This window comes from Oryzobacter terrae (genome assembly GCF_042756445.1).
Lineage (GTDB): Bacteria > Actinomycetota > Actinomycetes > Actinomycetales > Dermatophilaceae > Oryzobacter > Oryzobacter terrae.
In genome coordinates, this window is the sequence record NZ_CP170578.1 from 3,263,489 (window position 1) to 3,289,575 (window position 26,087).

Genomic DNA, 26,087 nt, shown 5'->3' on the forward strand with positions numbered 1-26,087 from the left:
CGCTCACTCCTCAGAAGTCGGACGTACGGTCACGGCCCAACCTACCCCGCCACACCCGCGCCACCACGACCGCCTCCACGTCGGTGTCCGCGACCGAGCCGACGTCGAAGGAGGTGACCCCCTCGGACGGGTTGTCGCTGTCGAGCCACCAGCGCGAGGGGTCGTCGGGGTCGCGCCCGGTGACCCGCTTCACCGACAGCGGTCGAGGCCGCCCCCCGGGCTCCGGCGGCAGGTGCACGACGTGGGCCCGACCCGGCCGCGGCGCGGGGCCGCGCAGCACGAGGAGGACGTCGCCCTCGCGGAACGTCGGCAGCATCGAGCGTCCCCGGACCCGGACGAGTGCCGGGCGCGGGATCCTCGCCGGGATCACTCGGGGGTGTCCCCGAGCGCCTGCGCGTTGCCCGTGACCGTCGCGACGACCGCCTCGGCGTGGGCCTGCTCCTCCTGGCGCATCCGCGACAGGAACGCCTTGGTCCGCTGGTGCCTGGGGTTGCCGATGACCTCGCTCGGCGGTCCCTGCTCGACGACGACGCCGGCGTCCATGAACACGACCCGGTCGGCGACCTCACGGGCGAAGCCCATCTCGTGAGTGACGACGATCATCGTCATGCCCTTGCGGGCGAGGTCGCGCATCACCTTGAGGACCTCGCCGACGAGCTCGGGGTCCAGGGCCGACGTCGGCTCGTCGAAGAGCATGAGCTTGGGGTCCATGGCGAGCGCGCGCGCGATGGCCACGCGCTGCTGCTGGCCGCCGGAGAGCTGGCTCGGATAGGCCTTCGGCTTGTCGGCGAGGCCCACCTGGTCGAGCAGCTCGAGGGCGCGCGCCTGGGCGACCTTGCGCTTGGTCCCCTTGACCTGGACGGGGGCCTCGACGACGTTCTCGAGGACGGTCATGTGCGGGAAGAGGTTGAAGCGCTGGAAGCACATCCCGATGTCGCGGCGCTGGGCCGCGATCTGCTCGTCCTTGAGGCGGTGCAGCCGGCCCTCGCGCTCGGCATAGCCCATGAGGTCGCCGTCGACCCAGATCCGGCCGCCGTCGATGGTCTCGAGCTGGTTGATGCAGCGCAGGAAGGTCGTCTTGCCCGAGCCCGACGGCCCGAGGAGGACGACGACCTCGCCGCGGTGGACGTCCATGTCGATGCCCTTGAGGACCTCGGTGCCGTGGAACGCCTTGGTGACGTTGACGGCGTGGACGAGCGGGGCGTCGGTGGTGCTCGCAGCCATCAGTGGTCGGCCCCGATCTTCGTCAGCTTGAACTGGGTCTTCTGCGGGACGGCGCCGAAGCCGCGCCCGTAGTAGCGCTCGAGGCGGGACTGCCCGACCATGAGGACGGAGCAGACGATGAGGTACCAGATGGTCGCCGCGACGATGCCGGGCATGATCTGGAAGCTGCGCTGGCCGAACTGGTAGCTCTGGTAGAACAGCTCGACGATGACCGGCACCGCCGCGAGCAGCGAGGTGTCCTTGACCATCGCGATCGTCTCGTTGCCCGTCGGCGGCACGATGACGCGCATCGCCTGGGGGAGCACGACCCGGCGCATCGTCTTGCCGGGCGGCATGCCGAGCGCCTGGGCGGCCTCGGTCTGCCCGCGGTCGACCGAGAGGATGCCGGCCCGCGCGATCTCGGCCATGTAGGCGGCCTCGCTGAGCCCGAGGCCGAGGATGCCGACCCAGATCGTGCTCGAGATGCTGTTGTAGTCGAGGCTGAAGAAGGTCAGCTCGGAGTCGATCCCGAGGGCCGAGGAGATCTGCTGGCCGAACGGGACGCCGATGTCGAAGACGGGGTAGAGGAAGCCGATGCCCGTGCCGAGCAGGACGAGCAGGACGTAGCGGGGGATCGCCCGGAAGAACCACGTGTAGACGAAGGCGACGCCGCGCAGCACCGGGTTGGTCGACAGCCGCATCACCGCGAGCACGACGCCGAGGACGATGCCGAGCACCATCGCGCCGACGGTGCCGAAGATCGTGCCCTTCCACAGGCCCTCGATGACCGGGGTCTGCTGCATGATCTCGAACGCGAACGGGAAGTTCCACTTCTCGTTGGTGACGAACGAGCTGACGACCATCGCGGCGACGACCGCGATGACGACGACGGCCACCCACCGTCCGGGGTGCCGGACCGGCCGGGCGTCGATGGCGCCCGGCCGGTCCTCACTCGGCACGGTCATCGGGTCAGGAGACCGAGGGGTTCACGGCGAAGTCGGTGATGGCGCCGCCCTCGGTCTTCCACTTCTTCAGGACCGTGTCGTAGGTCCCGTCGGCCTTGAGGGCCTTGAGGGCCTCGACGATCGCCTCACCGAAGGCGGTGTCCTCCTTCTTGAGGACGTAGCCGTAGGGGGCCGAGTCGTACTGCTCGCCGAGGAGCTCGAGGGCCCCCGCGGTGGAGTCGACGGCCGCGATGGCCGGCGGGAGGTCGACGAGCATGGCGTCGGCCTTGCCCGACTGGACGCTCGCGGTGACCTTGGCCTGGTCGGCGTCGACGAGCACCTTGATCTCGGGCTTGCCGGCGTCGGTGCAGGCCTTGTTGCGCTTCGGCAGGTCCTCGTCGGCCTGGACGGTGCCCTTCTGGACGCCGACGGTCTTGCCGCACGCGTCGTCGGGGTCGATGCCCTTGGGGTTGCCCTTCTGGGTGACCCACTGGGTGCCGGCGGTGAAGTAGCTGACCATCGTCGCCTGCTGCATGCGCTCGGCGTTGACGGTGAAGCTGGAGACGCCGACGTCGTACTTGCCGCTCTGGACGCCGAGGATGATGGCGTCGAACGCGGAGGGGACCCACTCGGTCTCGACGCCGAACTTCGCCATCACGGCGTCGAAGAGCTCGACGTCCATGCCGATGACGGTCTTGCCGTCGGCGTCGAGGTACTCGTTGGGCTGGTACGTGGCGTCGGTGCCGATGACGATCTTGCCGGCGCTCTTGATCTTCTCGGGCAGCTTGGCGACGAGGGCGGCGTCGGGACCACCGGCGGGGGTGGAGGCGGCGGGAGCGGAGCTCGTGGCCCCTCCCTCCGACAGGGAGTCGGAGCCGCAGGCCGACAGGGCGAGTGCGGTCGTCGCCACGGTGGCGAGGACGATCGCGCGGGAGCGGAACATGGTGGTCCTTTCAACACGGTGCCGGGCCCTCAGGGGCGCCCGGCCGGGGGTCTGTGGGGCGATCCTGCCATCGGAGGCTGCGACGTGCGTCACGCCCGGGTAACTATCCGGCCCCATGTCGCCGGACCGGGGCGACGTGCGTCACACCGCCGTCCCTGTCCCGCCGCGCCCGTGCGTGCCATGATGGCGGCCTGCCGCGGAGCACCCCCTGCGGCGCGCGAACGCCCGAGACGCACCCCCCTCGGACCGCACCCCGACCACCGCCTTCCCGGCCGGTGCGTCCCGTGCCCCGATCCCGGAGGAGCTGCCCCATGGCCGCGTCGCCCCACGTCCCCTTCTTCGACCCGGACGGCGCCGTCTTCCGCGCTCACGAGGGCGGGAAGCTGGGCGTCCACGCGACGAAGCCGCTGCGTGACCGCGACGACCTCGCGCTGCTCTACACGCCCGGCGTCGCCGAGGTGTCACTGGCCATCGCCGCCGACCCGTCGCTCTCGACGCGCTACACGGCGCGGGGCAACACGGTGGCGGTCATCAGCGACGGCACCGCGGTCCTCGGGCTCGGCGACATCGGCCCGCTCGGGGCGATGCCGGTCATGGAGGGCAAGGCGGTGCTCTTCAAGCACTTCGCCGGCATCGACGCGGTCCCCGTCGTCATGGAGTCGGGGTCGGTCGACGAGCTCGTCGAGGCGATCGCCCGGATCGCCCCCTCGTTCGGCGGCATCAACCTCGAGGACATCTCGGCGCCGCGGTGCTTCGACATCGAGGAGCGGCTCAAGGAGCGCCTCGACATCCCCGTCTTCCACGACGACCAGCACGGCACGGCCATCGTCGTCCTCGCCGGCCTGCTCAACGGGGTGCGGGTCCTCGGGCGCCGCCTCGAGGAGCTGCGGGTCGTCGTCGCGGGCGCCGGTGCGGCGGGCGTCGCCGTGACGCGGCTGCTCCAGCGCGCCGGGGTGCGCGACGTCGTCGTCTGCGACTCGCGCGGCATCATCCACCCGTCCCGCCAGGACCTCACCGGCCACAAGGCGCGGCTCGCGGCGTCGACCAACCCGCGGGGGCTGACCGGCCGGCTCGGGGCCGCTCTCGCGGGCGCCGACGTCTACGTCGGGGTCTCCGGCGGGCAGGTGCCCGAGGAGGAGGTCGCCTCCATGGCGCAAGGGGGGATGGTCTTCGCGCTCGCGAACCCCACGCCGGAGGTGCACCCCGACGTCGCGCGCCGGCACGCCGCCATCGTCGCGACGGGCCGCTCGGACTTCCCGAACCAGATCAACAACGTCCTGGCGTTCCCGGGGATCTTCCGTGGCGCGCTCGACGCCGGTGCCACCCAGATCACCGAGGCGATGAAGCTCGCCGCGGCCCGGGCGATCGCCGACCTCGTGCCCCAGCCGACCGCGGAGTGCATCGTCCCGTCGGTGTTCCAGGAGGGGGTCGCCGACGCGGTGGCCGCCGCGGTGCGCCGGCTGGCCCCGACGGCCGGGCGGGGTCCGGCCCCCGCCTGAGGCGGCCGCTCAGCCGGAGGTGCCCGTCCCCGCCCGGAGGTGGGCGGCCCACGCGGTCGTCGCCTCGTGGGTGGGGAGCAGCCCCGACGCGCAGGCCTGCGCGAAGGTCGGCGCCGCGGCGTCCTTGGGGGAGAGCAGCGGCTCGATCCCGTCGGGGAGCTCGAGCCCCACCTCCGGGTCGAGCGGGTGGATGCCGTGCTCGCCCGACGGGTTGTACGTGGCGCTGCACAGGTACATCGCCGTCGTGTCGTCCTCGAGCGCGCAGAACGCGTGGCCCAGCCCCTCGGAGAGCCACACGGCCCGGCGCTCGACGGTGTCGAGGTGGACCGCCTCCCACCGCCCGAAGGTCGGCGAGCCGACCCGGATGTCGACGACGTAGTCGACGAGGGAGCCGGTGAGCACGGTGACGTACTTGCCCTGCCCGGGCGGCACGTCGGCGAAGTGGATGCCGCGCACCGTGCCCCGCGCCGACACCGAGACGTTGGTCTGGACGATGTCGGGGCGGTGGCCGAGGTGCTCGGCGAGGTGGTCGCCCCGGAACGACTCGAGGAAGACGCCCCGGTCGTCGGCGAACTGGCGCGGCGTCACGAGGAAGGCGCCGTCGATCGAGAGCGGGCGGACCTCCATCAGAGGGGGCCGCGGCCGCGGGCGAGGCACGCGTGGATGTAGTCGCCGTAGCCTGACTTGGCGAGGTCGTCGCCGAGGGCGCGGAAGGCGTCGTCGTCGATCCAGCCGGCGCGCCAGGCGATCTCCTCGACGCAGCCGATCTTGTGGCCCTGGCGGGCCTCGACGACGTGGACGAACTGGCTGGCGTCCATGAGTCCCTCGAAGGTCCCGGTGTCGAGCCACGCGGTACCGCGGGGGAGGACGGTGACGGTGAGGTCGCCGCGCTGGAGGTAGGCGTCGTTGACCGCGGTGATCTCGAGCTCGCCGCGCGGGCTCGGCTCGAGGGTGCGGGCGATCTCGAGCACGGCGTTGTCGTAGAAGTACAGGCCGGGGACGGCGTAGTCGGACCGGGGCCGCTCGGGCTTCTCCTCGATCGAGAGCACCGTGCCGTCGTCGGCGAACTCGACGACGCCGTACGCCTGGGGGTCGCTCACGTGGTAGGCGAAGATGTGGCCGCCGCGGACGTCGGTGAGGCGGCGCAGCGCGGTGCCCAGCCCGGCCCCGTGGAAGATGTTGTCGCCGAGGACGAGCGCGACGGAGTCGTCGCCGACGAAGTCGGCCCCGATGACGAAGGCCTGCGCCAGGCCCTCGGGACGGGGCTGCACGGCGTAGGAGATCTCGGTGCCCCACTGCGACCCGTCGCCGAGCAGGCGCTCGAACTGCTCGGCGTCCTGCGGCGTCGTGATGACGAGGATCTCGCGGATGCCGGCCATCATCAGCGTCGACAGCGGGTAGTAGACCATCGGCTTGTCGTAGATCGGCATGAGCTGCTTGGAGATCCCCCGGGTGATGGGGTGCAGCCGGGTGCCCGACCCGCCGGCGAGGATGATGCCCTTCATGGTGGGCGAGCCTATCGGCTGGCCGGACGGCGCCCTCGCGTCCCCCGTAGGCTGGAGCGCATGAAGGTTCTCGTCACCGGTGGCGCCGGCTTCATCGGCAGCAACTTCGTCCACCTCACCCTCGCGACCCGTCCCGACGTCGAGGTCACCGTCCTCGACAAGCTGACCTACGCCGGGCACCTGGCCTCGCTCGAGGGGGTCCTCGAGCAGGTCGCGTTCGTCGAGGGCGACGTCGCCGACGCCGACCTCGTCGACCGGCTCGTCGCCGACGCCGACGTCGTCGTCCACTTCGCCGCGGAGTCGCACAACGACAACTCGCTCGACGACCCCAGCCCCTTCGTGCGCACCAACCTCCTCGGGACCTTCGCCCTCCTCGAGGCCGTGCGCCGCCACGACGTGCGCTACCACCACATCTCCACCGACGAGGTGTACGGCGACCTCGAGCTCGACGACCCGAAGAAGTTCACCGAGGACACGCCGTACAACCCGAGCTCGCCCTACAGCGCGAGCAAGGCCGGCTCCGACCTCCTCGTGCGCGCGTGGGTCCGCTCCTTCGGGGTGCGGGCGACGATCTCGAACTGCTCGAACAACTACGGGCCGCGCCAGCACGTCGAGAAGTTCATCCCGCGGCAGATCACCAACGTCATCGACGGGGTGCGGCCGAAGCTCTACGGCGCCGGCCTCAACGTGCGCGACTGGATCCACGTCGACGACCACAACGCGGCGGTCTGGACGATCATCGACAAGGGCGTCACCGGCGAGACCTACCTCATCGGCGCCGACGGCGAGGTCAACAACAAGGACGTCGTCGAGCTGATCCTCGAGCTCATGGGTCAGGAACGCGACGCCTACGACCACGTCACCGACCGGGCCGGCCACGACCTGCGCTACGCCATCGAGGCGGGGCGGCTGCGGACCGAGCTCGGCTGGACCCCGCGCTACGGCAGCTTCCGCGACGGCCTCGCGGCGACCGTCGACTGGTACCGCGAGAACGAGGCGTGGTGGCGGCCCATGAAGGAGGCCACCGAGGCCAAGTACGCCCGGACCCAGCAGGTCGTGACCCGCTGATGTCGCGGTGGTTCGTCGCGGGTGCCGCCGGCATGCTCGGACAGGACCTGTGCGCCGTCCTCGAGGCGGCGGGGCACACCGTGACCCGCGCGGACCTGCCGGGGCTCGACATCCTCGACCCCGCCCAGTGCGTCGCGCAGGTGGCGGGCCACGACGTCGTCGTCAACAGCGCCGCGTACACCGCGGTCGACGCGGCCGAGGGCGACGAGGCGAGGGCGTTCGCCGTCAACGCGGTGGGTGCGGCCAACCTCGCCCGCGCCGCGCACGGCGCCGGCGCGGCGATGGTCCACCTCTCCACCGACTACGTCGTCGCCGGCGACGGGCACGAGCCGTACCCGGCCGATGCGCCGGTCGCGCCCGCCACGGCCTACGGCCGCACCAAGGCGGCCGGCGAGTGGGCCGTGCGCGCCGAGTGCCCCCGCAGCTGGGTCGTGCGCACCGCCTGGCTCTACGGTGCGAGGGGCAGGAACTTCCCGGCCACGATGCAGCGCCTCGCCGGGGAGCGCGAGCGGCTCACCGTGATCGCCGACCAGGTGGGGCAGCCCACGTGGACGGTCGACCTCGCCGAGGGGCTGGTGCGCATCGTCGACGCGGGCGCGCCGTTCGGCATCTGGCACGCCACCGGCGCGGGGGAGTGCTCGTGGTTCGACCTGGCCCGGGCGGTCCTCGAGGAGCTCGGCCTCGACCCCGAGCGCGTCTCGCCGATCTCCAGTGAGGAGTTCCCGCTCCCGGCGCCGCGACCGGCCTACAGCGTGCTCTCGCACGACATGTGGGAGGCGGCGGGCCTGGCGCCGCTGCCGCACTGGCGCGAGGCGCTGCATCGCGCCGCACCCTCGGTCCTCGGCGCCTGAGCGCCGCCCTAGACTCGCCGCGTGCTCAGAACGATCGTCGGACGTGTCCAGGCCGCCGTGCTCCCGAGGACCCACCACGGGACCTCGCCGTCGGGGGTGAAGCTGCCCCCGACCGTCTACCGGATGGGCGGGGCGCACTTCCGCCGCGACGACGCCTTCGTGTCCTCCGCCGTGGCCGAGGTCGGCCGGCTCGAGGAGCGGATCGGCCTGACCCGCGAGTCGCGGCTGCTCGACTGGGGCTGCGGCGCGGGCCGGCTCGCGGTCGGGGTCGCCGAGAAGCTGGGCCGGCTCCAGCACTACCACGGCGTCGACATCCAGAAGCACCTCGTCGACTGGGCCCAGCGCCACCTCGGTGACCGCGACGGCTTCACCTTCACCCACGTCGACCTCGCCAACCCGCGGTACAACCCCGGCGGCTCGCTCGAGCAGACGATCCCGGGCGAGACCGGCGGCTACGACGGGTTCTACGCCTACAGCGTGTTCAGCCACCTCATGGGCGACGACACCGCCGCCTACCTCCGCGAGGTCTCCCGGCTCCTCATCCCGGGTGGGCGCGCCTTCGTCACCGCGTTCGTCGAGGACGACGTCCCCGACCAGGAGGAGAACCCCGCCGGCTACGGCCCGCTGACCTGGTCCGGGCCGTTGCACTGCGTGCGCTTCGAGCGCGGGTTCTTCGAGGGGCTCGTCCGCGACGCCGGCCTCGAGGTCGACTCGCTCGAGCACGGCCAGGAGACCGACGGCCAGTCGCTCTACATCCTGCGCAAGCCGGCGTAACGCAGGTCACGGCGCCGGGCGCCCGGTCGCGCCGTAGGGTCGAGGACATGCTCGCCGCCACGTGTGTCAGCCAGTCCGCCGACGACCCGCTGTCGGGCCTCGAGGTCGGGGAGCGCCCCGACCCCACGGTCCCCGACGGCTGGACGACGGTCCGGCTGCGCACGGCCGCCCTCAACCACCACGACGTGTGGTCGCTGCGTGGCGTCGGCCTGCCCGCCGACCGGCTCCCGATGGTGCTCGGCTGCGACGGCGCCGGCATCGCCGAGGACGGCAGCGAGGTGCTCGTGCACGCCGTCATCGCCTCGCCCGGCTGGACGGGCGACGAGACGCTCGACCCGCGGCGCAGCCTGCTCTCGGAGGTCCACGACGGCACGCTGGCCGAGGTCGTCGCGGTCCCGCGGTCCAACGTCGTCCCCAAGCCGGCGGGCCTGTCGTGGGAGCACGCGGCCTGCCTGCCCACGGCGTGGCTGACCGCCTACCGGATGCTCTTCACCAACGCGGGCGTCCAGCCCGGCTCGACGGTCCTCGTCCAGGGCGCGGCGGGCGGGGTGGCGACGGCGCTGGTCCAGCTCGGGACGGCGGCCGGGATCCGGGTGTGGGTGACGAGCCGGGACGCCGCCAAGGGCGAGCAGGCGGTGGCGCTCGGCGCCGACCGGGCCTTCGAGAGCGGCGCCCGCCTGCCCGAGCGGGTCGACGCGGTGCTCGAGACCGTGGGCGCGGCGACGTGGTCGCACTCGGTCAACAGCCTGCGGCCCGGGGGGACGGTCGTCATCTCCGGCGCGACCTCCGGCGACGCCCCAGCCCGGGCCGAGCTGACGAAGATCTTCTTCAAGCAGCTGCGGGTCGTCGGCACGACGATGGGAACCCGCGACGAGCTCGAGCGCCTCGCCCGGTTCGTCGTCGACGCGGGGATCGAGCCCCTCGTCGACTCCGTCGTGCCGCTCGCCGACGCCCGTGACGGGTTCGCGCGGATGGTCGACGGCTCGGTCACCGGCAAGGTCGTCTTCTCCGTGGGCGCCGGCGACCCGGCATGAGCACGCCGCCGGTCGAGCAGGTCGTCACCCTGCACGGCCATCCCTTCGCCTACTCCGACAGCGGCGAGGGACCGGTCCTGCTCTTCATCCACGGGCTGCTCGGCTCGCAGCGCCAGTGGGCCCACCTCGTCGACCGCCTCGACGACGACCACCGCGTGCTCGTTCCCGACCTGTTCGGTCACGGCCAGTCCGCCAAGCCCATGGGCGACTACTCCCTGGGGGCCCACGCCGCCACCCTGCGCGACCTCCTCGACCGCCTCGAGATCGAGAGGGTCACCCTCGTCGGGCACTCCCTCGGCGGCGGCATCGCCATGGTCTTCACCTACCTGTTCCCCGAGCGCGTCGACAGGCTCGTCCTCGTGTCGAGCGGCGGCCTGGGCCGCGAGGTCAGCCCGCTGCTGCGCTCGGCCACCCTCCCGGGGGCCGAGCTCGTCCTGCCGGTCCTCGCGTCCGGGTGGGTGCGCGGCCGGCTCGCCTCGGCCGGGCGCGCCCTCGAGGCCGTGGGGATGCGGCCCGGCCCGGACGTCCGCGAGGTGTGGTCGGGGTTCACCTCCCTCGGCGACGCCGACACCCGGCGCGCCTTCCTCGCGACGACCCGCGCCGTCATCGACCCGGGTGGCCAGACCGTCACCGCCCACGACTACCTCCCGGAGGCGACCCAGCTGCCGACGCTCGTCGTCTGGGGCACCCGCGACCGGATGATCCCGGCGTGGCACGCGGCGTCGGCGACGACCTCGATCGAGCGGTGCCGGGTCGAGCTGTTCAAGGGCGCGGGACACTTCCCGCACCTCGACGACCCCGACCGGTTCGCCGACCTCGTGCGCGAGTTCGTGGCCGAGGACGCCTGACGCTCAGCCGATCTGGAGCCAGTCTGTCCAGCCGTGGTGGAGGACCAGCCACGCGATGAGGCCGTAGCCCGCCTGCCCCGGGTGGTGCGGCACCGAGCTCGCGGCGAGGTCGGTGCGCCACTGGTCGTGGCCCGACAGCGGGGTGTAGCAGTCGACGAAGGGCACGCTGCGCCGGGCGCAGACGTCGGCCTGGGCCTCGACGAGCACCTCGAGGCGCGAGTTGAGCTCGGCGTCGTCGGTGGGGGGCGGGCTGACGACGAACGCGTGGACGCCGCCGGCCGCCGCCTCGTCGAGGAGGTTGGCGAGGTTGAGCCGGTGCCGGGCGAGCGAGATGCCGCCCACGACGTCGTTGGAGCCGACCGAGACGACGACGCGGCGCTCGGTGCGACCCACCCAGCGCGCCGGGACCTCCTCGGCCCACTGGCGCAGGACGTCGGCCGAGGTGTTGCCGCGCACCCCGAGGTTGTAGGCGGTGAGGGTGAGGTCGGGGTGCGAGGTGCGCCCGACGACCCGGGTGACCCAGCCCTGCCCCTTGGGGTCGCCGACGCCCGCGACGAGCGAGGCCCCGAGGAAGACGACCGCGACGTCGCGCGGCCCTTCCGGGGACACGTGCGCCTGGGCGCTCGGGCGGAACTCCAGCGAGGGCGTGCCCTCGCCGGTGGGGTCGTCAGTCATGCGTCTCGCTCACTCGTCCTCGTCGTCCAGCCGGGCCAACCACGTCGCGAGCCGCTCCATGGGCACCTCGAAGTCCGGGTACAGGTCGACGAAGGTGCGCAGCTGCTCGGCCAACCAGTCGAACGAGACCTCCTCGTCACCCCGGCGGGCCTGCAGCTCCTCGATGCCGCGGTCCGTGAAGTACACGCGTCGAGACTATCCGGCGGAGCGCGTCCGCCCACGTGACGTGGCCGGGGGTACCCCTCAGCGGTCGAACGCGCGCGCGACGAGCTCGGCCTGCTCGGCCTGGTGCTTCTTCGTCGAGCCGGTGGCCGGGGACGCCGACGCCTTGCGCGACACCACGCCGAGGCGCCGGGTCTCACCGTGCTCGGCGAGGGCCTCGGGCAGGTTGAGCGCGAGGAAGGGCCAGGCGCCCTGGTTCTTCGGCTCGTCCTGGACGACGACGACCTCGGCCTCGGGGTACTTCGCCAGCTCGGCGGCGAGCTCGGCGGCGGGCAGCGGGTAGTACTGCTCCATCCGCAGGATCGCCGTCGAGGTGTCGCCGCGCTTCTCGCGCTCGGCCTCGAGGTCGTGGACGGCCTTGCCCGCGGCGATGATGACGCGGGTCACCGTGCCGCTCGTCGCGCCCTCGCGGTCGGGGGCGATGGGCAGGAAGGAGCCCGCGGTGAACGCCTCGGCCGGGCTGGCCGCGGCCTTGAGCCGCAGCATCGACTTCGGGGTGAAGACGATGAGCGGACGCCGCGGGCGGGCGTAGGCCTGGCGGCGCAGGAGGTGGAAGTACGAGGCCGGGGTCGAGGGGTAGGCCACGGTCATGTTGTTCTCGGCGCACATCGTGAGGAAGCGCTCGATGCGGGCCGAGGAGTGGTCGGGGCCCTGGCCCTCGTAGCCGTGGGGGAGCAGGAGCACGACCGAGGAGCGCTGGCCCCACTTCTGCTCCGAGGCGGTGATGAACTCGTCGATGATCGTCTGCGCGCCGTTGAAGAAGTCGCCGAACTGCGCCTCCCACAGCACGAGGGCGTCGGGCCGCTCGACGGAGTAGCCGTACTCGAAGCCCATCGCCGCGAACTCCGACAGCAGGCTGTCGTAGACCCAGAACTTCGCCTGGCCGTCGCCGAGGTAGAGCAGCGGCGTCCACTCGGCCGCGTTCTCCTTGTCGATGAGGACGGCGTGGCGCTGCACGAACGTGCCGCGACGGCTGTCCTGCCCCGCGAGGCGCACCGGGGTGCCCTCGATGAGGAGGGAGCCGAAGGCGAGCAGCTCGCTCGTGCCCCAGTCGACGCCGCCCTCGCGGGTGCTGGCGGCGCGCTTCTCGAGCATCTGGCGCAGCTTCGGGTGGACGGTGAACGCGTCCGGGACGTCGACGAAGGCGTCGCCGATGCGGTGCAGCATCTCGGTGGAGATGGCCGTCTCGCTCGCCGAGTGGGTCGTCGCGTCGGCGTCGAGCGCCTGGGCCGACGGCGGCTCGAGGCCGGTGTGGCCCTCGACGTCGGTGCCCGAGTAGGACGCGTCGGCCGCCTCGGTCTCGGCCTCCTTGAGGGCCGCCTTGGTCTCGACGAAGACCCGCTCGAGCTGCTGCTGGTAGTCGCGCAGCGCGGCCTCGGCGTCCTCGACGGTGATGTCGCCACGGCCGATGAGGGACTCGGTGTAGAGCTTGCGGACGCTGCGCTTGGCCTCGATGAGGTTGTACATCAGCGGCTGGGTCATCGACGGGTCGTCGCCCTCGTTGTGACCGCGGCGGCGGTAGCAGACCATGTCGATGACGACGTCCTTGTGGAACTCCTTGCGGAACTCGTAGGCGAGCTCGGCGACCCGGACGCACGCCTCGGGGTCGTCGCCGTTGACGTGGAAGATCGGTGCCTGGATCATCCGCGCGACGTCGGTGGAGTACGTCGAGGAGCGCGAGCTGCTCGGCGAGGTCGTGAACCCGACCTGGTTGTTGATGACGACGTGGACCGTGCCGCCGGTGCGGTAGCCGCGCAGCTGGCTGAGGTTGAGCGTCTCGGCGACGACCCCCTGGCCCGCGAAGGCGGCGTCGCCGTGCATGAGCACGGGCAGGACGGTGAAGTCCTCGCCGGCGAGGTTGAGGCGGTCCTGCTTGGCCCGCACGATGCCCTCGAGGACCGGGTTGACGGCCTCGAGGTGCGAGGGGTTGGCGGCGAGGTAGACGGCGGTCGTCGCGCCGGACTCGGCGGTGAAGGTGCCCTCGGTGCCGAGGTGGTACTTGACGTCGCCGGAGCCCTGGACCGACTTGGGGTCCTGCTTGCCCTCGAACTCGCGGAAGATCTGGCCGTAGCTCTTGCCCGCGATGTTCGCGAGGACGTTGAGCCGCCCGCGGTGCGGCATGCCGATGCAGACCTCGTCGAGCTCGTCCTCGGCGGCACGCGACAGGACGCGGTCGAGGAGGGCGATGACCGACTCGCCGCCCTCGAGCGAGAAGCGCTTCTGCCCGACGAACTTGGTCTGGAGGAAGGTCTCGAAGGCCTCGGCCGCGTTGAGCCGGCGCAGGATCCGCAGCTGCTCCTCGCGGGTGGTCTTGGCGTAGCCGACCTCGATCTTGTCCTGGATCCACTGGCGCTGCTCGGGGTCCTGGATGTGCATGTACTCGACGCCGATGGTGCGGCAGTACGAGTCGCGCAGGACGCCGAGGATCTTGCGCAGCGGCAGGAACGGCTGACCGCCGAAGCCGCCGGTGGCGAAGGTGCGGTCGAGGTCCCACAGGGTCAGGCCGTGCGTCGTGACGTCGAGGTCGTGGTGGCGGCGCTGCTTGTACTCCAGCGGGTCGGTGTCGGCCATGAGGTGGCCGCGCACGCGGTAGGAGTGGATGAGCTCCTGGACCCGGGCGACCTTGTTGATGTCGTCGTCGTGCGAGGTGTCGACGTCGCGGACCCAGCGGATCGGCTCGTAGGGGATCCGCAGGCTCTCGAAGATCTCGTCGTAGAAGGCGTGGTCGCCGAGGAGCAGGCCGTGGACGATCCGCAGGAAGTCGCCGGACTGGGCGCCCTGGATGATCCGGTGGTCGTAGGTGCTCGTCAGGGTCAGGGTCTTGCTCACCGCGTTGCGGTTGAGGGTCTCCTGGCTCGCGCCCTGCCACTCGGCCGGGTAGTCCATGGCCCCGACGCCGATGATGGCGCCCTGGCCGGCCATGAGGCGCGGCACGGAGTGCACGGTGCCGATGGTGCCGGGGTTGGTGAGCGAGAGGGAGGTGCCCTGGAAGTCCTCGACGGTCAGCTTGCCGTTGCGGGCCTTCTTGACCATCTCCTCGTAGGCGGTCCAGAAGTGCGCGAAGTCCATCGTCTCGGCGGCCTTGATCGACGGCACGAGGAGCTGGCGGGTGCCGTCGGGCTTGGCGAGGTCGATCGCGAGGCCGAGGTTGACGTGCGCCGGGCTGACGAGGACCGGCTTGCCCTTCTCGTCGAGGGCGTAGCCGTTGTTCATCTCCGGCATGGCGCCGAGCGCCTTGACGAGGGCGAAGCCGATGACGTGGGTGAAGCTGACCTTGCCGCCGCGGGAGCGGGCGAGGTGGTTGTTGATGACGATGCGGTTGTCGATGAGGAGCTTCGCCGGGACCGCGCGCACCGAGGTCGCGGTGGGGACCTCGAGCGAGGCCTCCATGTTCGTGACGACGCGGGCGCTCGCGCCGCGGATCGGGGTGGTGCGCGAGTCGCCGAGGGGGCCGGACGCCTTGGGGGCCTCCGGCTCGCGCGGCTTGGGCGTGGCCGACGCCGGGGCGGACTCGGTGCTCGGCTTGTCGCTCGCCGGCTTGTCGGTCGCCGGCTTCTCGGGGGCCTGCTTCGCGGCGGGGGTGGCCGGGGCGGCGGCAGGGGTCGGGGCGGGGGCCTTGGCGGCGGCGGGCGCGGGGGCCTTGGCGGCGGCGGGCGCGGGGGCCTTGGCGGCGGCGGGCGCGGGCGCCGCCGCGGGGGCCGGGGCCTTCGTCACGGCCGGGGTGCCGTTGGCGCCGGTGCCGTTGCCCTCGGCGGGGCGGGTCGTGGCGTCACCGGGCGTGTAGTCGCGGAAGAAGTCCCACCACGCCTTGTCGACGTTGTTCTTGTCCTGCTGGTACTGCTCGTACAGCTCGTCGACCAGCCACTCGTTCGGCCCGAAGGTGGTCAGGGGATCGCTGGACGGGGACTGCTCGGCCACGGAGGATGCGCCTCTTTCTCGGCTCGTCGGCTTCGAGGGGGTGGGTACCGTCTCAGCCTATCCCCGCTGGTCCCGCGGCACACCGGTGGATCCCGGGCCCCGACGCGACGGCGGCCGGCCCAGGGGAGCCCCCGTGGACCGGCCGGCCGGTCGTCGCGCGCGCGTCAGCTGACGTCGCTGCGCAGCGTGCGCCAGATGCCCAGGCCCGAGAGCACGAGGGCGTAGGCGCCGAGGACGAGCGCCCCGCCCCACCACTCGAGGCGCACCTCGTCGGGGCTCTGCGAGACCGCGTTGACGATGGCGTTGGTCGCCGACGTGGGCAGGAACTGCGCGATGTGCTCGCGGCCGAACTCCCAGAAGCTCATCGCGAACCCGATGAGCGGCTCGACGATCCACGCGACGCCGACGCCGATGAGCAGCGCCGCGACCTGGTTGGGGATGAGGATCCCGATGCCGAGGCCGATGAGGGCCCAGAGGCCGAGGACGAGCAGGCTGAGCGCCAGCGTGCGGGCCACCGACCCGGACGGGAAGGCGTCCTGGTCCTTGAACGAGAGCACCGCGGCGCCCACGGTGACCGAGCCGACGAGGCTGATGAGCCCGTACACGGCGCCGATCCCGAGGAGGGCGACGACCTTGGCGAGCATCGCCCTCAGCCGGCGCGGCGTCGCGAGGAAGGTGCCGGTGACCGTCTTGTGTCGGTACTCGGCGCCGATCTGGAGCACCCCGATGGTCAGCAGGAGCAGGTAGCCGATCGACAGGCCGCCGGTGTACACGCTGCTCGCGATCTGGGTCGCGTCACCGGTGGGCACGCCCTCCTCGCCGCCCTGGAACGCGTCGCTGGTGAAGAGGAAGCCGAACAGCGCGGCGAACCCCGCACCGGCGACGAAGATCGCGATCGCCATGCCCCACCACATCCGGGTGGTGAAGAACTTGCGGAACTCGCTGCGGATCGCGGGGATCACAGGTTCGCCCCTTCCTCGCCGAGGACGGCGTCCTGCTCGGCAGGGGCCCCCGGCGTCTCGTTGCGGTTGGTGCCCTCGGTCAGCTCGAAGAAGAGCGCCTCGAGGTCGGCACGCCGGGCCTGCAGGCCGTAGATCGGCAGCCCGGCGCGCAGCGCGACGTCGCCGATGAGGCGCAGGTCGGCCGTGTCGGCGACGAGGGTGCCGTCGGTCCCGGGCGTGCTCGTGACGTCGGCGACGCGCAGGGCACCCGCGAGGCGCTCGACGTCGGACGTGCGCACGACGGCGCCGGGGCCGCCCCGGAGGTCGGCGATGTTCCCCGACCGCACGAGCCGCCCGTTGGCGATGATGACGACCTCGTCGACCGTCTGCTCGACCTCCTGGAGGAGGTGGCTCGAGACGAGGATCGTCTTGCCCTCGCCGCTCAGGTGGCGCAGGAAGCCGCGCAGCCAGCGGATCCCCTCGGGGTCGAGCCCGTTGGCCGGCTCGTCGAGGACGAGGACCTTGGGGTCGCCGAGGAGGGCCGCGGCCAGGCCGAGCCGCTGGCGCATGCCCATGCTGTAGGCGCCGGCCCGCTTGCGCGCCGCCGCCGGGATGCCGGTGAGCTCGAGGAGCTCGTCGACGCGCCTCAGGGGGACGCCGCCCGCGTCGGCGAGCACCCGCAGGTGGTCGCGGCCGCTGCGGCCCGGGTGGAAGTTCGTCGCCTCGAGGGCCGCCCCGACCGTCTGCTGCGGGCGCGGCAGGTCGACGTAGCGGTGCCCGTCGATCGTCGCGGTCCCCCCGGTCTGGTGGACCAGCCCGAGGATCATCCGCAGCGTCGTCGTCTTCCCGGCGCCGTTGGGGCCGAGGAAGCCGGTGATCCGGCCCGGCTCGACGTCGAAGCTCAGGTCGTCGACCGCGACGAACGAGCCGAAGCGCTTGGTCAGTCCCCGCACCTCGATGCGGGCCCCCGCCGCCGTGGCGGCACTCATCGTTCACCTCTGTGGTTCATGCCCCGATCCTGTCAGTGGGCCCGCCGGCGCGGGTCACCCGGCCGGTGGAGTGCGGGGTCCACCTCGGGGACGACCCGGGCGTCGCGGACGGGCGTGCCGGAACGCGGCGGCCCGGCCATACGATGGAGCAGTCATGCACCCTCCCCGTCCCGATGCCCCATGACCGAGTGGCTGCTGCTCCTGCTCGGCGTCGTCCTCACGGTCGGGACGGCGCTCTTCGTCGCCGCGGAGTTCTCGCTCGTGGCCCTCGACCGCCCCGCCGTGCAGCGCGCGGTCGACAACGGTGAGCGCGGTTCCCGGTCGGTCCTCGCATCGCACCGGCAGCTGTCCACCCAGCTGTCCGCGTGCCAGCTCGGGATCACCCTGACGACGCTCGTCCTCGGCTTCATCGCCAGCCCGTCGGTCGGCGCCCTCCTCGTCGGACCGCTGGAGGACGTCGGACTCTCCGCGGGCGCCGCGTCCTCGACGGCGTCGGTCCTCGCGATGCTCATCGCCACGATCTTCTCGATGATCGTCGGCGAGATGGTCCCCAAGACCCTCGCGGTCTCCCTCCCGATGGCGACCGCCAAGGTCTCCGCCGCCCCCGTGCGCTGGTTCGCGGTCGCCACCAAGCCGATGATCGCCCTCCTCAACGGGGTCGCGAACCGGACGCTGCGGGCCATCGGGATCGAGCCGCAGGAGGAGCTGTCCGCTGCCCGCAGCCCCGCCGAGCTCGCCTCCCTCGTCCGCACGTCGGCCGAGGCCGGGACCCTCGACCTCGGGACCGCGCGGCTCGTCACCGCCTCGCTCGGGTTCGCCGACCAGACCGCCGCCGACGTCATGACCCCGCGCTCGCGGGCCACGTCGATCGACCGCACCGAGACCGCCGCCGACCTCGTGTCGCTCGCGCGGCGCACGGGGCACTCCCGCTTCCCCGTCGTCGGCGACGACTGGGACGACATCGACGGGATCGTCCACGTCAAGAAGGCCATCGCCGTCCCCTTCGACCGCCGCGACGACGTGCCGGTGTCGGCGATCATGGTGCCTCCCGTCCTCGTGCCCGAGACCCTCCGGCTCGACCCGCTCCTCCTCCAGCTCCGCCAGGGCGGGATGCAGCTGGCCGTCGTCGTCGACGAGTACGGCGGCACCTCCGGCGTCGTGACCCTCGAGGACCTCGTCGAGGAGATCGTCGGCGAGGTCAACGACGAGCACGACCGCTCGCAGACGACGGGCCGGGCGCTGCGTGACGGATCCTGGACCGTGCCCGGCCTCTGGCGTCCCGACGAGGTGCGCTCGCGCATCGGCGTCGCCGTCCCCGACGGGCCCGCCTACGAGACGATCGCCGGGTGGCTCATGGCCGAGCTCGGCCGGGTGCCCGACGTCGGCGACACCGCGACGGTGGACGGGTGGACCGCGAAGGTCGTCGACATGGACGGCCACCGGGTCGACCGCATCCGCCTCGTGCCGCCCCCCACGACCCCCACCGAGGACGCCGACGACGTGGAGGGGGAGCGATGAGCCTGTCCACCGTCCTCATCACCCTCGTCCTGCTCGGGGCCAACGCGTTCTTCGTCGGGGCCGAGTTCGCCGCGATGACGGCTCGCCGCAGCCAGCTCGAGCCGCTCGCCGACCAGGGCAGCAAGGGCGCCGCGATCGCGCTGGAGGCGATGCAGCGCACCGGGATCCTCCTCGCGACGTGCCAGCTCGGCATCACCGTGTGCTCGGTCCTGCTCGGGGCGATCTCCGAGGCCGCGCTGCACCACGCGCTCGTCCCGGTCGTCGAGGCCGCGGGGCTGCCCGAGGGGGTGGCCGACGCCGTTGCGCTCGCCCTCGCGCTCGCGCTCGTCGTCTTCCTCCACGTCGTCTACGGCGAGATGATCCCCAAGAACATCTCGATCGCCCGCCCCGAGCGGGCCGCCGTCGTCCTCGTGCCGCCGCTCGTCATGGTCACCCGCGTCGTCGCGCCGGTGATCCACGGCATGGACTGGCTGAGCAAGGCGATCCTCCGGCTCTTCGGCGTCGACCCCAAGGACGAGCTCGCCTCGGCGTTCACGGCGGAGGAGGTCGCGCACATCCTCGACGAGTCGCGCGACGAGGGGCTGGTCGAGGACGAGCACTACGAACGCCTCGGCGCCGCACTCGAGTTCAGCGACAAGGACGCCGCCGACGTCGGTGTCCCCGTGTCGGCGCTCGTGACGGTGACCTCGGCCGCGACGCCCGGTGACATCGAGCGGCTCGTGGCGCGCCACGGCTTCTCGCGCTACCCGGTCGTCGACGACGACGGTGACCTCGGCGGGTACCTCCACCTCAAGGACGTCCTCTACGCCGACGAGGTCGAGCGCGACGAGCCCGTGCCGGCGAAGCGGGTGCGCCGGATGGCCAACGTCCGCCGTGGCGACGAGGTCGAGTCGGTGCTGGGGACGATGCAGGCCACCGGGTCGCACCTGGCGCGGGTCGTGGCCGAGGACGGAGCCGTCGTCGGCGTCGTCTTCCTCGAGGACGTCCTCGAAGAGCTCGTCGGCGAGGTGTCCGACGCCTCGCAGCGCCGCTGACCCGGGCCTTGCCGTGGGCCCGTCCCGCGAGGATCGTGGCGCGGGTGAGGCGTGCCGCGGGGTCGGTCGCGGTGGCGGGGCTGCTCCTCGTCACCGGCGGCTGCGGTGCGCGGGTCGAGGTCCTCGGGGTCCGCTTCGGTGACGAGTGCCCGGTCGTCGCGCGAACCGTGTCTCCCCTCGTCGTCCCCGAGGAGGAGGGCAGCCTCGTCGTCATCGTGAGCAACCAGTCGTTCGAGGACCCGGTCGTGCGGCTGACGGTGAGCGTCGACGGCGAGGTCGTCGTCGATCAGGAGCTCGACGTCTGCGGGCAGCACGCGTGGGCGTCGTTCCCCCTGCGGGTGCAGCCGGGGTGGCACGACGTCGAGGCGCGCACCGACGGTGACGTCTCGACCACGGGCCGGATCGAGCTCCCCGCGGCACCGGCCCGGCGCTGGGTCGTCCTCAGCCACTGGACCGACCCGGACCCGAGGGTCGACCTCGAGCAGTTCAGCGAGCCGCCCGGCTTCGGCTGACCCTCCGGCGGAGGCGCACCGACCTGGGGGTGACCTCGCAGACACCTGCCCGCCGACCTCGGCCACACGGAGGAGCATGGGAGGTGGGAGGGCGGATCGAGGAGGACGCCATGACGACGACGGTGCAGGACCCGAGGACCCGACGAAGGACGGACCGGTACCGCGCCGGGTTGATCGCCGCGCTCGCCGTCGTCGCCCTCAGCGCCCTGGGCGGCGGGATCGGGCTCGCGACGACGGGCATCGGGATGCCCGACTCCTGGCTGGCCCGGCTGCCGGTCGACTCGTGGGTGCTGCCGGGGCTCGCCCTCGTCCTGACGGTCGCCCTGCCCCAGGCCCTCACCGCGGGGCTGCTGTGGCGCCGCCACCCGCTCGGCGACGACGTCGCGGTGGTCGCGGGCGTCGGTCTCGTGCTGTGGATCCTCGTCCAGCTCGCCGTGATGCAGCAGTTCTTCGTCCTGCAGCCCGTCGTGGCCGCCGTCGGTCTCGCCGAGGTGGCCCTCGCGGTGGCGCTGCGGCGACGGGGCACCCCCCGGTGACGAGCGGGCACGACAGACGCCCGCCGACCGCATCTCTGCAGGTCGACGGGCGTCTGGATGTGCCCCCGGTAGGATTCGAACCTACGCTCCCGCCTCCGGAGGGCGGTGCTCTATCCCCTGAGCTACGGGGGCGGGCAACATCGCCGCGAACCAGCGATTCGCAGCGCTCCGCGAGGGTAGCAGCCTAGGCTTTCGGCCATGCAACCCGGGACCGAGGGTGTCGGCCCGTCGTCGCTCGTGCTCATCTGCGACGACGTCGAGCCGATCCGACGTCTGCTCCGGATCAACCTCGAGCTCGCGGGGTTCGACGTCGAGGAGGCGAGCGACGGCCACCAGGCCATGGCGCGGCTCATCGACCCCGTCGCCCGCCGCCCCGACGTCATCGTGCTCGACTCCCAGATGCGGCCCTACGACGGCTGGTGGGCGATCGCGGCCATCCGGTCCCACCCCGCCCTCGAGGAGGTCCCGGCGCTCCTCGTCACGGCCGCCGCGAGCGACCACGCACGCTTCGAGGTCGACGAGGCCGGCTTCGACGGCATCGTCACCAAACCCTTCGACCCCGACGAGCTCGTCGGGGTCGTCTCACACCTCGCGGCCACGGGCAGGCGGCGTCCACGCCGTCCGTAGACTGGGCGGGTGACCCCCGAACAGCTCTCCGCCGCGATCCGCGACGCCCTCAGCTCCGCCGTCGACGCCGGTGACCTCACGGTCGCGGTGCCCGCGGAGGTGCGCGTGGAGCGTCCGAGGAACCGCGACCACGGGGACTGGTCGACCAACATCGCGCTCCAGCTCGCCAAGGGTGCGGGCGTCCCGCCGCGTGACCTCGCCACGACCCTGGCCACCCACCTGGCCGCCGTGCCCGGGGTCAAGGCCGTCGACGTCGCCGGGCCGGGCTTCCTCAACATCACCCTCGACGCCGCGAGCGCCGGCGAGCTCGCCCGCTCCGTCGTCGAGGCGGGCGCCGCGTACGGCACCGGCACGAGCGAGGCGGGCCGGGTCGTCAACCTCGAGTTCATCTCGGCCAACCCCACCGGGCCCCTGCACATCGGCCACACCCGCTGGGCCGCCCTCGGCGACGCCATGCGCCGTCTCCTCGCGGCCTCCGGTGCCACCGTGACGGCCGAGTACTACATCAACGACGCCGGCGCGCAGATGGACAAGTTCGGGGCGTCGGTCCTCGCGCGGGCCGAGGGCGTCGAGCCGCCCGAGGACGGCTACCCCGGCGAGTACGTCGCCGAGCGCGCGCAGGAGGTCCTCGCGCAGCGCCCCGACCTCCTCGAGCTCCCCCGCGAGGAGGCCGTCGTCGTCGCCCGCGACCTCGGCTACGTCGCGCAGCTCGCGGCGATCCGGCGGACCCTGGAGCAGTTCGGGGTCCACTTCGACGTGTGGTTCTCCGAGCGCAGCCTCCACGACGGGGGAGCGGTCGAGGACGCCGTCAAGCGGCTGCGCGGGCAGGGCCACGTCTTCGACGAGGGCGGCGCGGTGTGGCTGCGCACCACCGACTTCACCGACGACAAGGACCGCGTCCTCATCCGGGCGAACGGCGAGCCGACCTACTTCGCGGCCGACGCCGCGTACTACCTCAGCAAGAAGGACCGCGGCTTCGACGAGAAGGTCTACCTCCTCGGCGCCGACCACCACGGCTACATCAACCGGCTCAAGGCGATCGCGGCCGCCGCGGGCGACGACCCCGAGCACAACATCGAGGTCAAGATCGGCCAGCTCGTCAACATCGCCGGCGCGCGGATGGGCAAGCGGCTCGGCAACGCCATCTACATGGACGAGCTCATCGAGTGGATCGGCGCCGACGCGGTGCGCTACTCCCTGGCGCGCTACCCCGCCGACAGCCCGCTGTCGCTCGACGGCGAGGAGCTGCGCAGGCAGACCAACGACAACCCGGTGTTCTACGTCCAGTACGCCCACGCCCGCACGGCGAACGTCGCGCGCCTCGCGGCCGAGGACGGCGTCCACCGCGCCGACGGCTTCGACGCCGCCCTCCTCTCCGACCCCACCGAGGCCGCGCTCCTCGCGGTCATCGGCGACTACCCGCGCGTCGTCGCGCAGGCCGCCCACCTCCTCGAGCCGCACCGCGTCGCCCGCTACCTCGAGGAGCTCGCGACCCGGTTCCACAAGTGGTACGACACCTGCCGGGTCCGCCCGATGAACGCCGAGGAGGAGGTCACCGACCTCCACCGCAGCCGGCTCTGGCTCAACGACGCCACCCGCCAGGTGCTCGTCAACGGCCTGGGCCTGCTCGGCGTCAGCGCCCCCGAGCGGATGTGAGCCGGTGCGCGCGCACGAGGCCGGCGCCCTCCACGCCGAGGGCTACGGCGGCCCCCCGCTCTACCTGCCGTACCCGGCCGACGTCATGGAGCTGCTGCCGCAGCTCTGGCCGCGGACCGTCACCCGCGACGCCGGCGGCCGGCTGACGGTCGGCGGCGTCGACGTCGTCAGCCTCGCCACCGAGCACGGCACGGCGGCATACGTCCTCGACGAGGACGACTTCCGTTCTCGCGCAGCCGACTTCCGCGACTCCTTCGCCTCGGCGTTCGCGCCGCTCGGCGGGGCGGACGTCTACTACGCCGGCAAGGCCTTCCTCTGCACGGCGGTCGTGCGGTGGGTCGAGGAGGAGGGGCTCTTCCTCGACGTGTGCACCGGTGGCGAGCTCGCGGTGGCCAGGCGGGCGGGCTTCCCGGGTGGGCGGATCGGCTTCCACGGCAACAACAAGACGGTCGCCGAGATCCGCGACGCCCTGTCCTACGGGGTCGGGCGCATCGTCCTCGACTCCTTCCACGAGATCGAGCGGGTGGCCGCCGTCGCCACCGAGCTCGGCGTCGTGGCGCCGGTCATGGTGCGCGTCACCGTCGGCGTCGAGGCGCACACCCACGAGTTCATCGCGACGGGGCACGAGGACCAGAAGTTCGGCTTCAGCCTCGCGGGGGGAGCGGCGGAGGAGGCGGTGCGTCGTGTCCTCGCCCGGCGCGACGTCCTCGACCTCCGCGGCCTGCACAGCCACATCGGGAGCCAGATCTTCGACACCGGCGGGTTCGAGATGGCGGCCCGCCGGCTGGTCGGCCTCCATGCGCGGATCGCGGACGAGCACGGCCACCACTGCCCCGAGATCGACCTCGGCGGCGGCTACGGCATCGCCTACACCTCGCAGCACACGCCGCTTCCCGCAGCCGTCCTCGCCGACGAGATGGCGGGCATCGTCGAGCGCGAGCTCAAGGCCGTCGGCGACGGCGGCGACCCCCACCTGCCGCGGATCTCGGTCGAGCCCGGCCGCGCCATCGTCGGTCCCAGCACGTTCACGCTCTACGAGGTCGGCACCGTCAAGGACGTCGAGGTCGGCGGCGGGGCGGTGCGCACCTACGTGTCGGTCGACGGCGGGATGAGCGACAACGCGCGCCCCGCCCTCTACGAGGCCGACTACTCGTGCACCCTGGCCAACCGCCGGTCCGAGGCGCCGCCGCGGCTGTCCCGGGTCGTCGGCCGGCACTGCGAGAGCGGCGACATCGTCGTCCTCGACGAGTACCTGCCCGCCGACGTCGAGCCCGGCGACCTCATCGCCGTCCCCGGGACCGGGGCCTACTGCCGCAGCCTGTCCAGCCAGTACAACCACACGCCCCGGCCGCCGGTCGTCGCGGTCCGTGGAGGTCGCTCCCGCGTCCTCGTGCGCCGTGAGACCATCGAGGACCTCCTGGCCCTCGACGTGGCCGAGTCATGACGCCCCAGACCGAGGAGACCACCCCCACCATGGCGCACGAACCCGGTGCCCCCCTGCGCGTCGCCCTGCTCGGCTGCGGTGTCGTCGGGTCCGCCGTCGCCACCCGTCTCGTCGAGCACGCCGACGACCTCGAGGCGCGCGTCGGCGCCCGGCTCGAGCTCGTGGGGATCGCGGTCCGCCGCCCCCACCGCCCCCGCCCCGACGTCCCCGTCGACCCGTCGCTCTTCACCGCCGACGCCCACGAGCTCGTGACCCGCGCCGACATCGTCATCGAGGTGATCGGCGGCATCGACCCGGCCCGCGACCTCATCCTGCGGGCGATGGAGCACGGCGCCTCGGTCGTGTCGGCGAACAAGGCGCTGCTCGCCGAGGACGGCCCGACGCTCTACAAGGCTGCCGACGCCGCCGACGTCGACCTCTACTACGAGGCCGCGGTGGCCGGGGCGATCCCCATCCTGCGCCCCATCCGCGAGTCGCTCGCCGGCGACGAGGTCCGCAAGGTCCTCGGCATCGTCAACGGGACGACGAACTTCGTCCTCGACGCCATGGACACCACGGGCGCCGGCTTCGCCGAGACCGTCGAGCGGGCGCAGGCGCTCGGCTACGCCGAGGCCGACCCGACCGCCGACGTCGAGGGCTTCGACGCCGCGGCCAAGGCGGCCATCCTCGCCAGCCTCGCCTTCCACACCCGCGTCTCGTCGGCCGACGTCCACCGCGAGGGCATCACCGAGGTGAGCGCCGGCGACATCCAGGCCGCCGCGGAGATGGACTGCGTCGTCAAGCTCCTCGCCATCTGCGAGCGGGTCACCGGAGCCGACGGCGGCGACGCCGTCAGCGTGCGCGTCCACCCGGCGATGATCCCGCGGACGCACCCGCTCGCCAGCGTGCGCGAGGCCTTCAACGCCGTGTTCGTCGAGGCCGACGCCGCCGGCGAGCTGATGTTCTACGGCCGCGGCGCGGGGGGCGACCCCACGGCGAGCGCCGTCCTCGGCGACGTCGTCGCCGTCGCGCGCCACCGCGTCGCGGGCGGCCGCGGACCGGGGGAGTCGGCCTACGCCGACCTGCCCGTCGTCGACATGGGCCAGGCGATGACGAGGTACCACATCAGCCTCGACGTGGCCGACCGCCCCGGTGTCCTCGCGCAGGTCGCCACGGCGTTCGCCGAGCACGGCGTCTCCATCGAGACGGTGCGCCAGCAGGTCGCCCCCGGGGAGGGCGAGCGGGCCAAGCTCATCGTCGTCACCCACCGGGCCTCCGACGCCGCGCTCGCGGCCACCGTCGACGCCCTCGCCGACCTCGACTCCGTCGACGACGTCGCGTCGGTCCTGCGCGTGGAAGGAGCCTGA

The 26,087-nt window shown here is 72.7% G+C and carries 25 protein-coding genes and 1 tRNA gene; 14 read left to right on the forward strand and 12 right to left on the reverse strand.

Translation table 11 applies throughout. The annotated features are described in order from the left end of the window. Window positions 1–10 precede the first annotated feature (10 nt). The 4 genes from ACFWN3_RS15630 to ACFWN3_RS15645 are packed head-to-tail and all read right to left on the reverse strand — an operon-like array spanning window position 11 to window position 3,090. The gene (locus tag ACFWN3_RS15630) at window positions 11–370 is read right to left on the reverse strand and encodes a helix-turn-helix transcriptional regulator (protein ID WP_377641123.1); all 360 of its coding nucleotides are present in this window, start codon (window positions 368–370) and stop codon (window positions 11–13) included. Beyond that, window positions 367–1,224: an amino acid ABC transporter ATP-binding protein gene (locus ACFWN3_RS15635; RefSeq protein ID WP_377641125.1), complete on the reverse strand. Its 858-nt coding sequence runs from the start codon at window positions 1,222–1,224 to the stop codon at window positions 367–369. The genes ACFWN3_RS15630 and ACFWN3_RS15635 overlap by 4 nt, the downstream gene beginning before the upstream one ends. Then, window positions 1,224–2,168 carry an amino acid ABC transporter permease gene (locus ACFWN3_RS15640; RefSeq protein WP_377641127.1) on the reverse strand — a complete coding sequence of 315 codons (945 nt, stop codon included), beginning with the start codon at window positions 2,166–2,168 and terminating at the stop codon, window positions 1,224–1,226. Before ACFWN3_RS15640 ends, ACFWN3_RS15635 begins: the two co-directional genes overlap by 1 nt. A 4-nt stretch (window positions 2,169–2,172) precedes the next feature. Further along, window positions 2,173–3,090: an ABC transporter substrate-binding protein gene (locus ACFWN3_RS15645; protein WP_377641129.1), complete on the reverse strand. Its 918-nt coding sequence runs from the start codon at window positions 3,088–3,090 to the stop codon at window positions 2,173–2,175. Window positions 3,091–3,401: 311 nt separating this feature from the next. Here ACFWN3_RS15645 and ACFWN3_RS15650 point away from each other — a divergent pair, with 311 nt between their 5' ends. After that, window positions 3,402–4,589, forward strand: a complete 1,188-nt coding sequence (locus ACFWN3_RS15650) for an NADP-dependent malic enzyme (RefSeq protein WP_377641131.1) — start codon at window positions 3,402–3,404, stop codon at window positions 4,587–4,589. Between the two features lie 9 nt (window positions 4,590–4,598). On the opposite strand, the gene ACFWN3_RS15655 is transcribed toward ACFWN3_RS15650, so the two are convergent. Together ACFWN3_RS15655 and rfbA are read right to left on the reverse strand one after the other, a co-directional pair. Next, a complete protein-coding gene (locus ACFWN3_RS15655; protein WP_377641133.1) occupies window positions 4,599–5,216 on the reverse strand; it encodes a dTDP-4-dehydrorhamnose 3,5-epimerase family protein in 618 nt (205 codons plus the stop codon). Beyond that, a complete protein-coding gene (gene rfbA, locus ACFWN3_RS15660; RefSeq protein WP_377641135.1) occupies window positions 5,216–6,094 on the reverse strand; it encodes a glucose-1-phosphate thymidylyltransferase RfbA in 879 nt (292 codons plus the stop codon). The genes ACFWN3_RS15655 and rfbA overlap by 1 nt, the downstream gene beginning before the upstream one ends. A gap of 60 nt (window positions 6,095–6,154) precedes the next feature. Between rfbA and rfbB the strand changes: the two genes are divergently transcribed. From rfbB to ACFWN3_RS15685, 5 genes are read left to right on the forward strand one after another with little or no spacing between them, the layout of a single operon-like run. Further along, window positions 6,155–7,162 carry a dTDP-glucose 4,6-dehydratase gene (rfbB, locus tag ACFWN3_RS15665; protein ID WP_377641137.1) on the forward strand — a complete coding sequence of 336 codons (1,008 nt, stop codon included), beginning with the start codon at window positions 6,155–6,157 and terminating at the stop codon, window positions 7,160–7,162. Next, a complete protein-coding gene (gene rfbD, locus ACFWN3_RS15670) occupies window positions 7,162–8,013 on the forward strand; it encodes a dTDP-4-dehydrorhamnose reductase (RefSeq protein ID WP_377641139.1) in 852 nt (283 codons plus the stop codon). Before rfbB ends, rfbD begins: the two co-directional genes overlap by 1 nt. 21 nt (window positions 8,014–8,034) lie before the next feature. Further along, window positions 8,035–8,787 (forward strand): class I SAM-dependent methyltransferase, encoded by a 753-nt coding sequence (locus tag ACFWN3_RS15675; RefSeq protein ID WP_377641141.1) that lies wholly within the window; start codon window positions 8,035–8,037, stop codon window positions 8,785–8,787. Between the two features lie 47 nt (window positions 8,788–8,834). Next, window positions 8,835–9,821 (forward strand): zinc-binding dehydrogenase, encoded by a 987-nt coding sequence (locus tag ACFWN3_RS15680; RefSeq protein ID WP_377641143.1) that lies wholly within the window; start codon window positions 8,835–8,837, stop codon window positions 9,819–9,821. After that, entirely contained in the window at window positions 9,818–10,669 is an 852-nt protein-coding gene (locus ACFWN3_RS15685) for an alpha/beta fold hydrolase (protein WP_377641145.1), read from the forward strand. Before ACFWN3_RS15680 ends, ACFWN3_RS15685 begins: the two co-directional genes overlap by 4 nt. A 3-nt stretch (window positions 10,670–10,672) precedes the next feature. Here ACFWN3_RS15685 and ACFWN3_RS15690 read toward each other — a convergent pair whose 3' ends face one another. The 5 genes from ACFWN3_RS15690 to ACFWN3_RS15710 all read right to left on the reverse strand — a co-directional run bounded on the left by ACFWN3_RS15690 (window position 10,673) and on the right by ACFWN3_RS15710 (window position 17,414). Continuing rightward, on the reverse strand, window positions 10,673–11,344 hold the full coding sequence (locus ACFWN3_RS15690; protein WP_377641147.1) for a GDSL-type esterase/lipase family protein: 672 nt from the start codon (window positions 11,342–11,344) through the stop codon (window positions 10,673–10,675). A 9-nt stretch (window positions 11,345–11,353) separates the two neighbouring features. After that, entirely contained in the window at window positions 11,354–11,530 is a 177-nt protein-coding gene (locus ACFWN3_RS15695) for a DUF6104 family protein (protein WP_377641149.1), read from the reverse strand. A 57-nt stretch (window positions 11,531–11,587) separates the two neighbouring features. Then, a complete protein-coding gene (locus ACFWN3_RS15700; RefSeq protein WP_377641150.1) occupies window positions 11,588–15,484 on the reverse strand; it encodes a multifunctional oxoglutarate decarboxylase/oxoglutarate dehydrogenase thiamine pyrophosphate-binding subunit/dihydrolipoyllysine-residue succinyltransferase subunit in 3,897 nt (1,298 codons plus the stop codon). Between the two features lie 164 nt (window positions 15,485–15,648). After that, a complete protein-coding gene (locus tag ACFWN3_RS15705) occupies window positions 15,649–16,446 on the reverse strand; it encodes an ABC transporter permease subunit (RefSeq protein WP_377641152.1) in 798 nt (265 codons plus the stop codon). Then, window positions 16,443–17,414: an ABC transporter ATP-binding protein gene (locus ACFWN3_RS15710; protein WP_377641153.1), complete on the reverse strand. Its 972-nt coding sequence runs from the start codon at window positions 17,412–17,414 to the stop codon at window positions 16,443–16,445. The genes ACFWN3_RS15705 and ACFWN3_RS15710 overlap by 4 nt, the downstream gene beginning before the upstream one ends. Window positions 17,415–17,594: 180 nt before the next feature. On the opposite strand from ACFWN3_RS15710, the gene ACFWN3_RS15715 reads away from it, so the two are divergent. The 4 genes from ACFWN3_RS15715 (at window position 17,595) to ACFWN3_RS15730 (ending at window position 21,014) form a co-directional block, all read left to right on the forward strand. Next, complete coding sequence (locus ACFWN3_RS15715; RefSeq protein WP_377641155.1) at window positions 17,595–18,932, forward strand: hemolysin family protein; 1,338 nt, start codon at window positions 17,595–17,597, stop codon at window positions 18,930–18,932. Next, complete coding sequence (locus ACFWN3_RS15720) at window positions 18,929–19,966, forward strand: hemolysin family protein (protein ID WP_377641156.1); 1,038 nt, start codon at window positions 18,929–18,931, stop codon at window positions 19,964–19,966. The genes ACFWN3_RS15715 and ACFWN3_RS15720 overlap by 4 nt, the downstream gene beginning before the upstream one ends. A gap of 44 nt (window positions 19,967–20,010) precedes the next feature. Beyond that, on the forward strand, window positions 20,011–20,478 hold the full coding sequence (locus ACFWN3_RS15725; RefSeq protein WP_377641158.1) for a hypothetical protein: 468 nt from the start codon (window positions 20,011–20,013) through the stop codon (window positions 20,476–20,478). A 110-nt stretch (window positions 20,479–20,588) separates the two neighbouring features. Continuing rightward, entirely contained in the window at window positions 20,589–21,014 is a 426-nt protein-coding gene (locus ACFWN3_RS15730) for a hypothetical protein (RefSeq protein ID WP_377641159.1), read from the forward strand. 60 nt (window positions 21,015–21,074) lie between these two features. Here ACFWN3_RS15730 and ACFWN3_RS15735 read toward each other — a convergent pair. Beyond that, window positions 21,075–21,146, reverse strand: a tRNA-Arg gene (locus tag ACFWN3_RS15735). Between the two features lie 66 nt (window positions 21,147–21,212). Here ACFWN3_RS15735 and ACFWN3_RS15740 point away from each other — a divergent pair. The 4 genes from ACFWN3_RS15740 to ACFWN3_RS15755 are packed head-to-tail and all read left to right on the forward strand — an operon-like array spanning window position 21,213 to window position 26,087. Then, a complete protein-coding gene (locus tag ACFWN3_RS15740) occupies window positions 21,213–21,641 on the forward strand; it encodes a response regulator (RefSeq protein WP_377641161.1) in 429 nt (142 codons plus the stop codon). Window positions 21,642–21,650: 9 nt separating this feature from the next. After that, window positions 21,651–23,297 (forward strand): arginine--tRNA ligase, encoded by a 1,647-nt coding sequence (gene argS / locus ACFWN3_RS15745; RefSeq protein WP_377641163.1) that lies wholly within the window; start codon window positions 21,651–21,653, stop codon window positions 23,295–23,297. 4 nt (window positions 23,298–23,301) lie between these two features. After that, window positions 23,302–24,741 carry a diaminopimelate decarboxylase gene (lysA, locus tag ACFWN3_RS15750; RefSeq protein ID WP_377641165.1) on the forward strand — a complete coding sequence of 480 codons (1,440 nt, stop codon included), beginning with the start codon at window positions 23,302–23,304 and terminating at the stop codon, window positions 24,739–24,741. Next, window positions 24,738–26,087: a homoserine dehydrogenase gene (locus tag ACFWN3_RS15755; RefSeq protein ID WP_377641167.1), complete on the forward strand. Its 1,350-nt coding sequence runs from the start codon at window positions 24,738–24,740 to the stop codon at window positions 26,085–26,087. Before lysA ends, ACFWN3_RS15755 begins: the two co-directional genes overlap by 4 nt.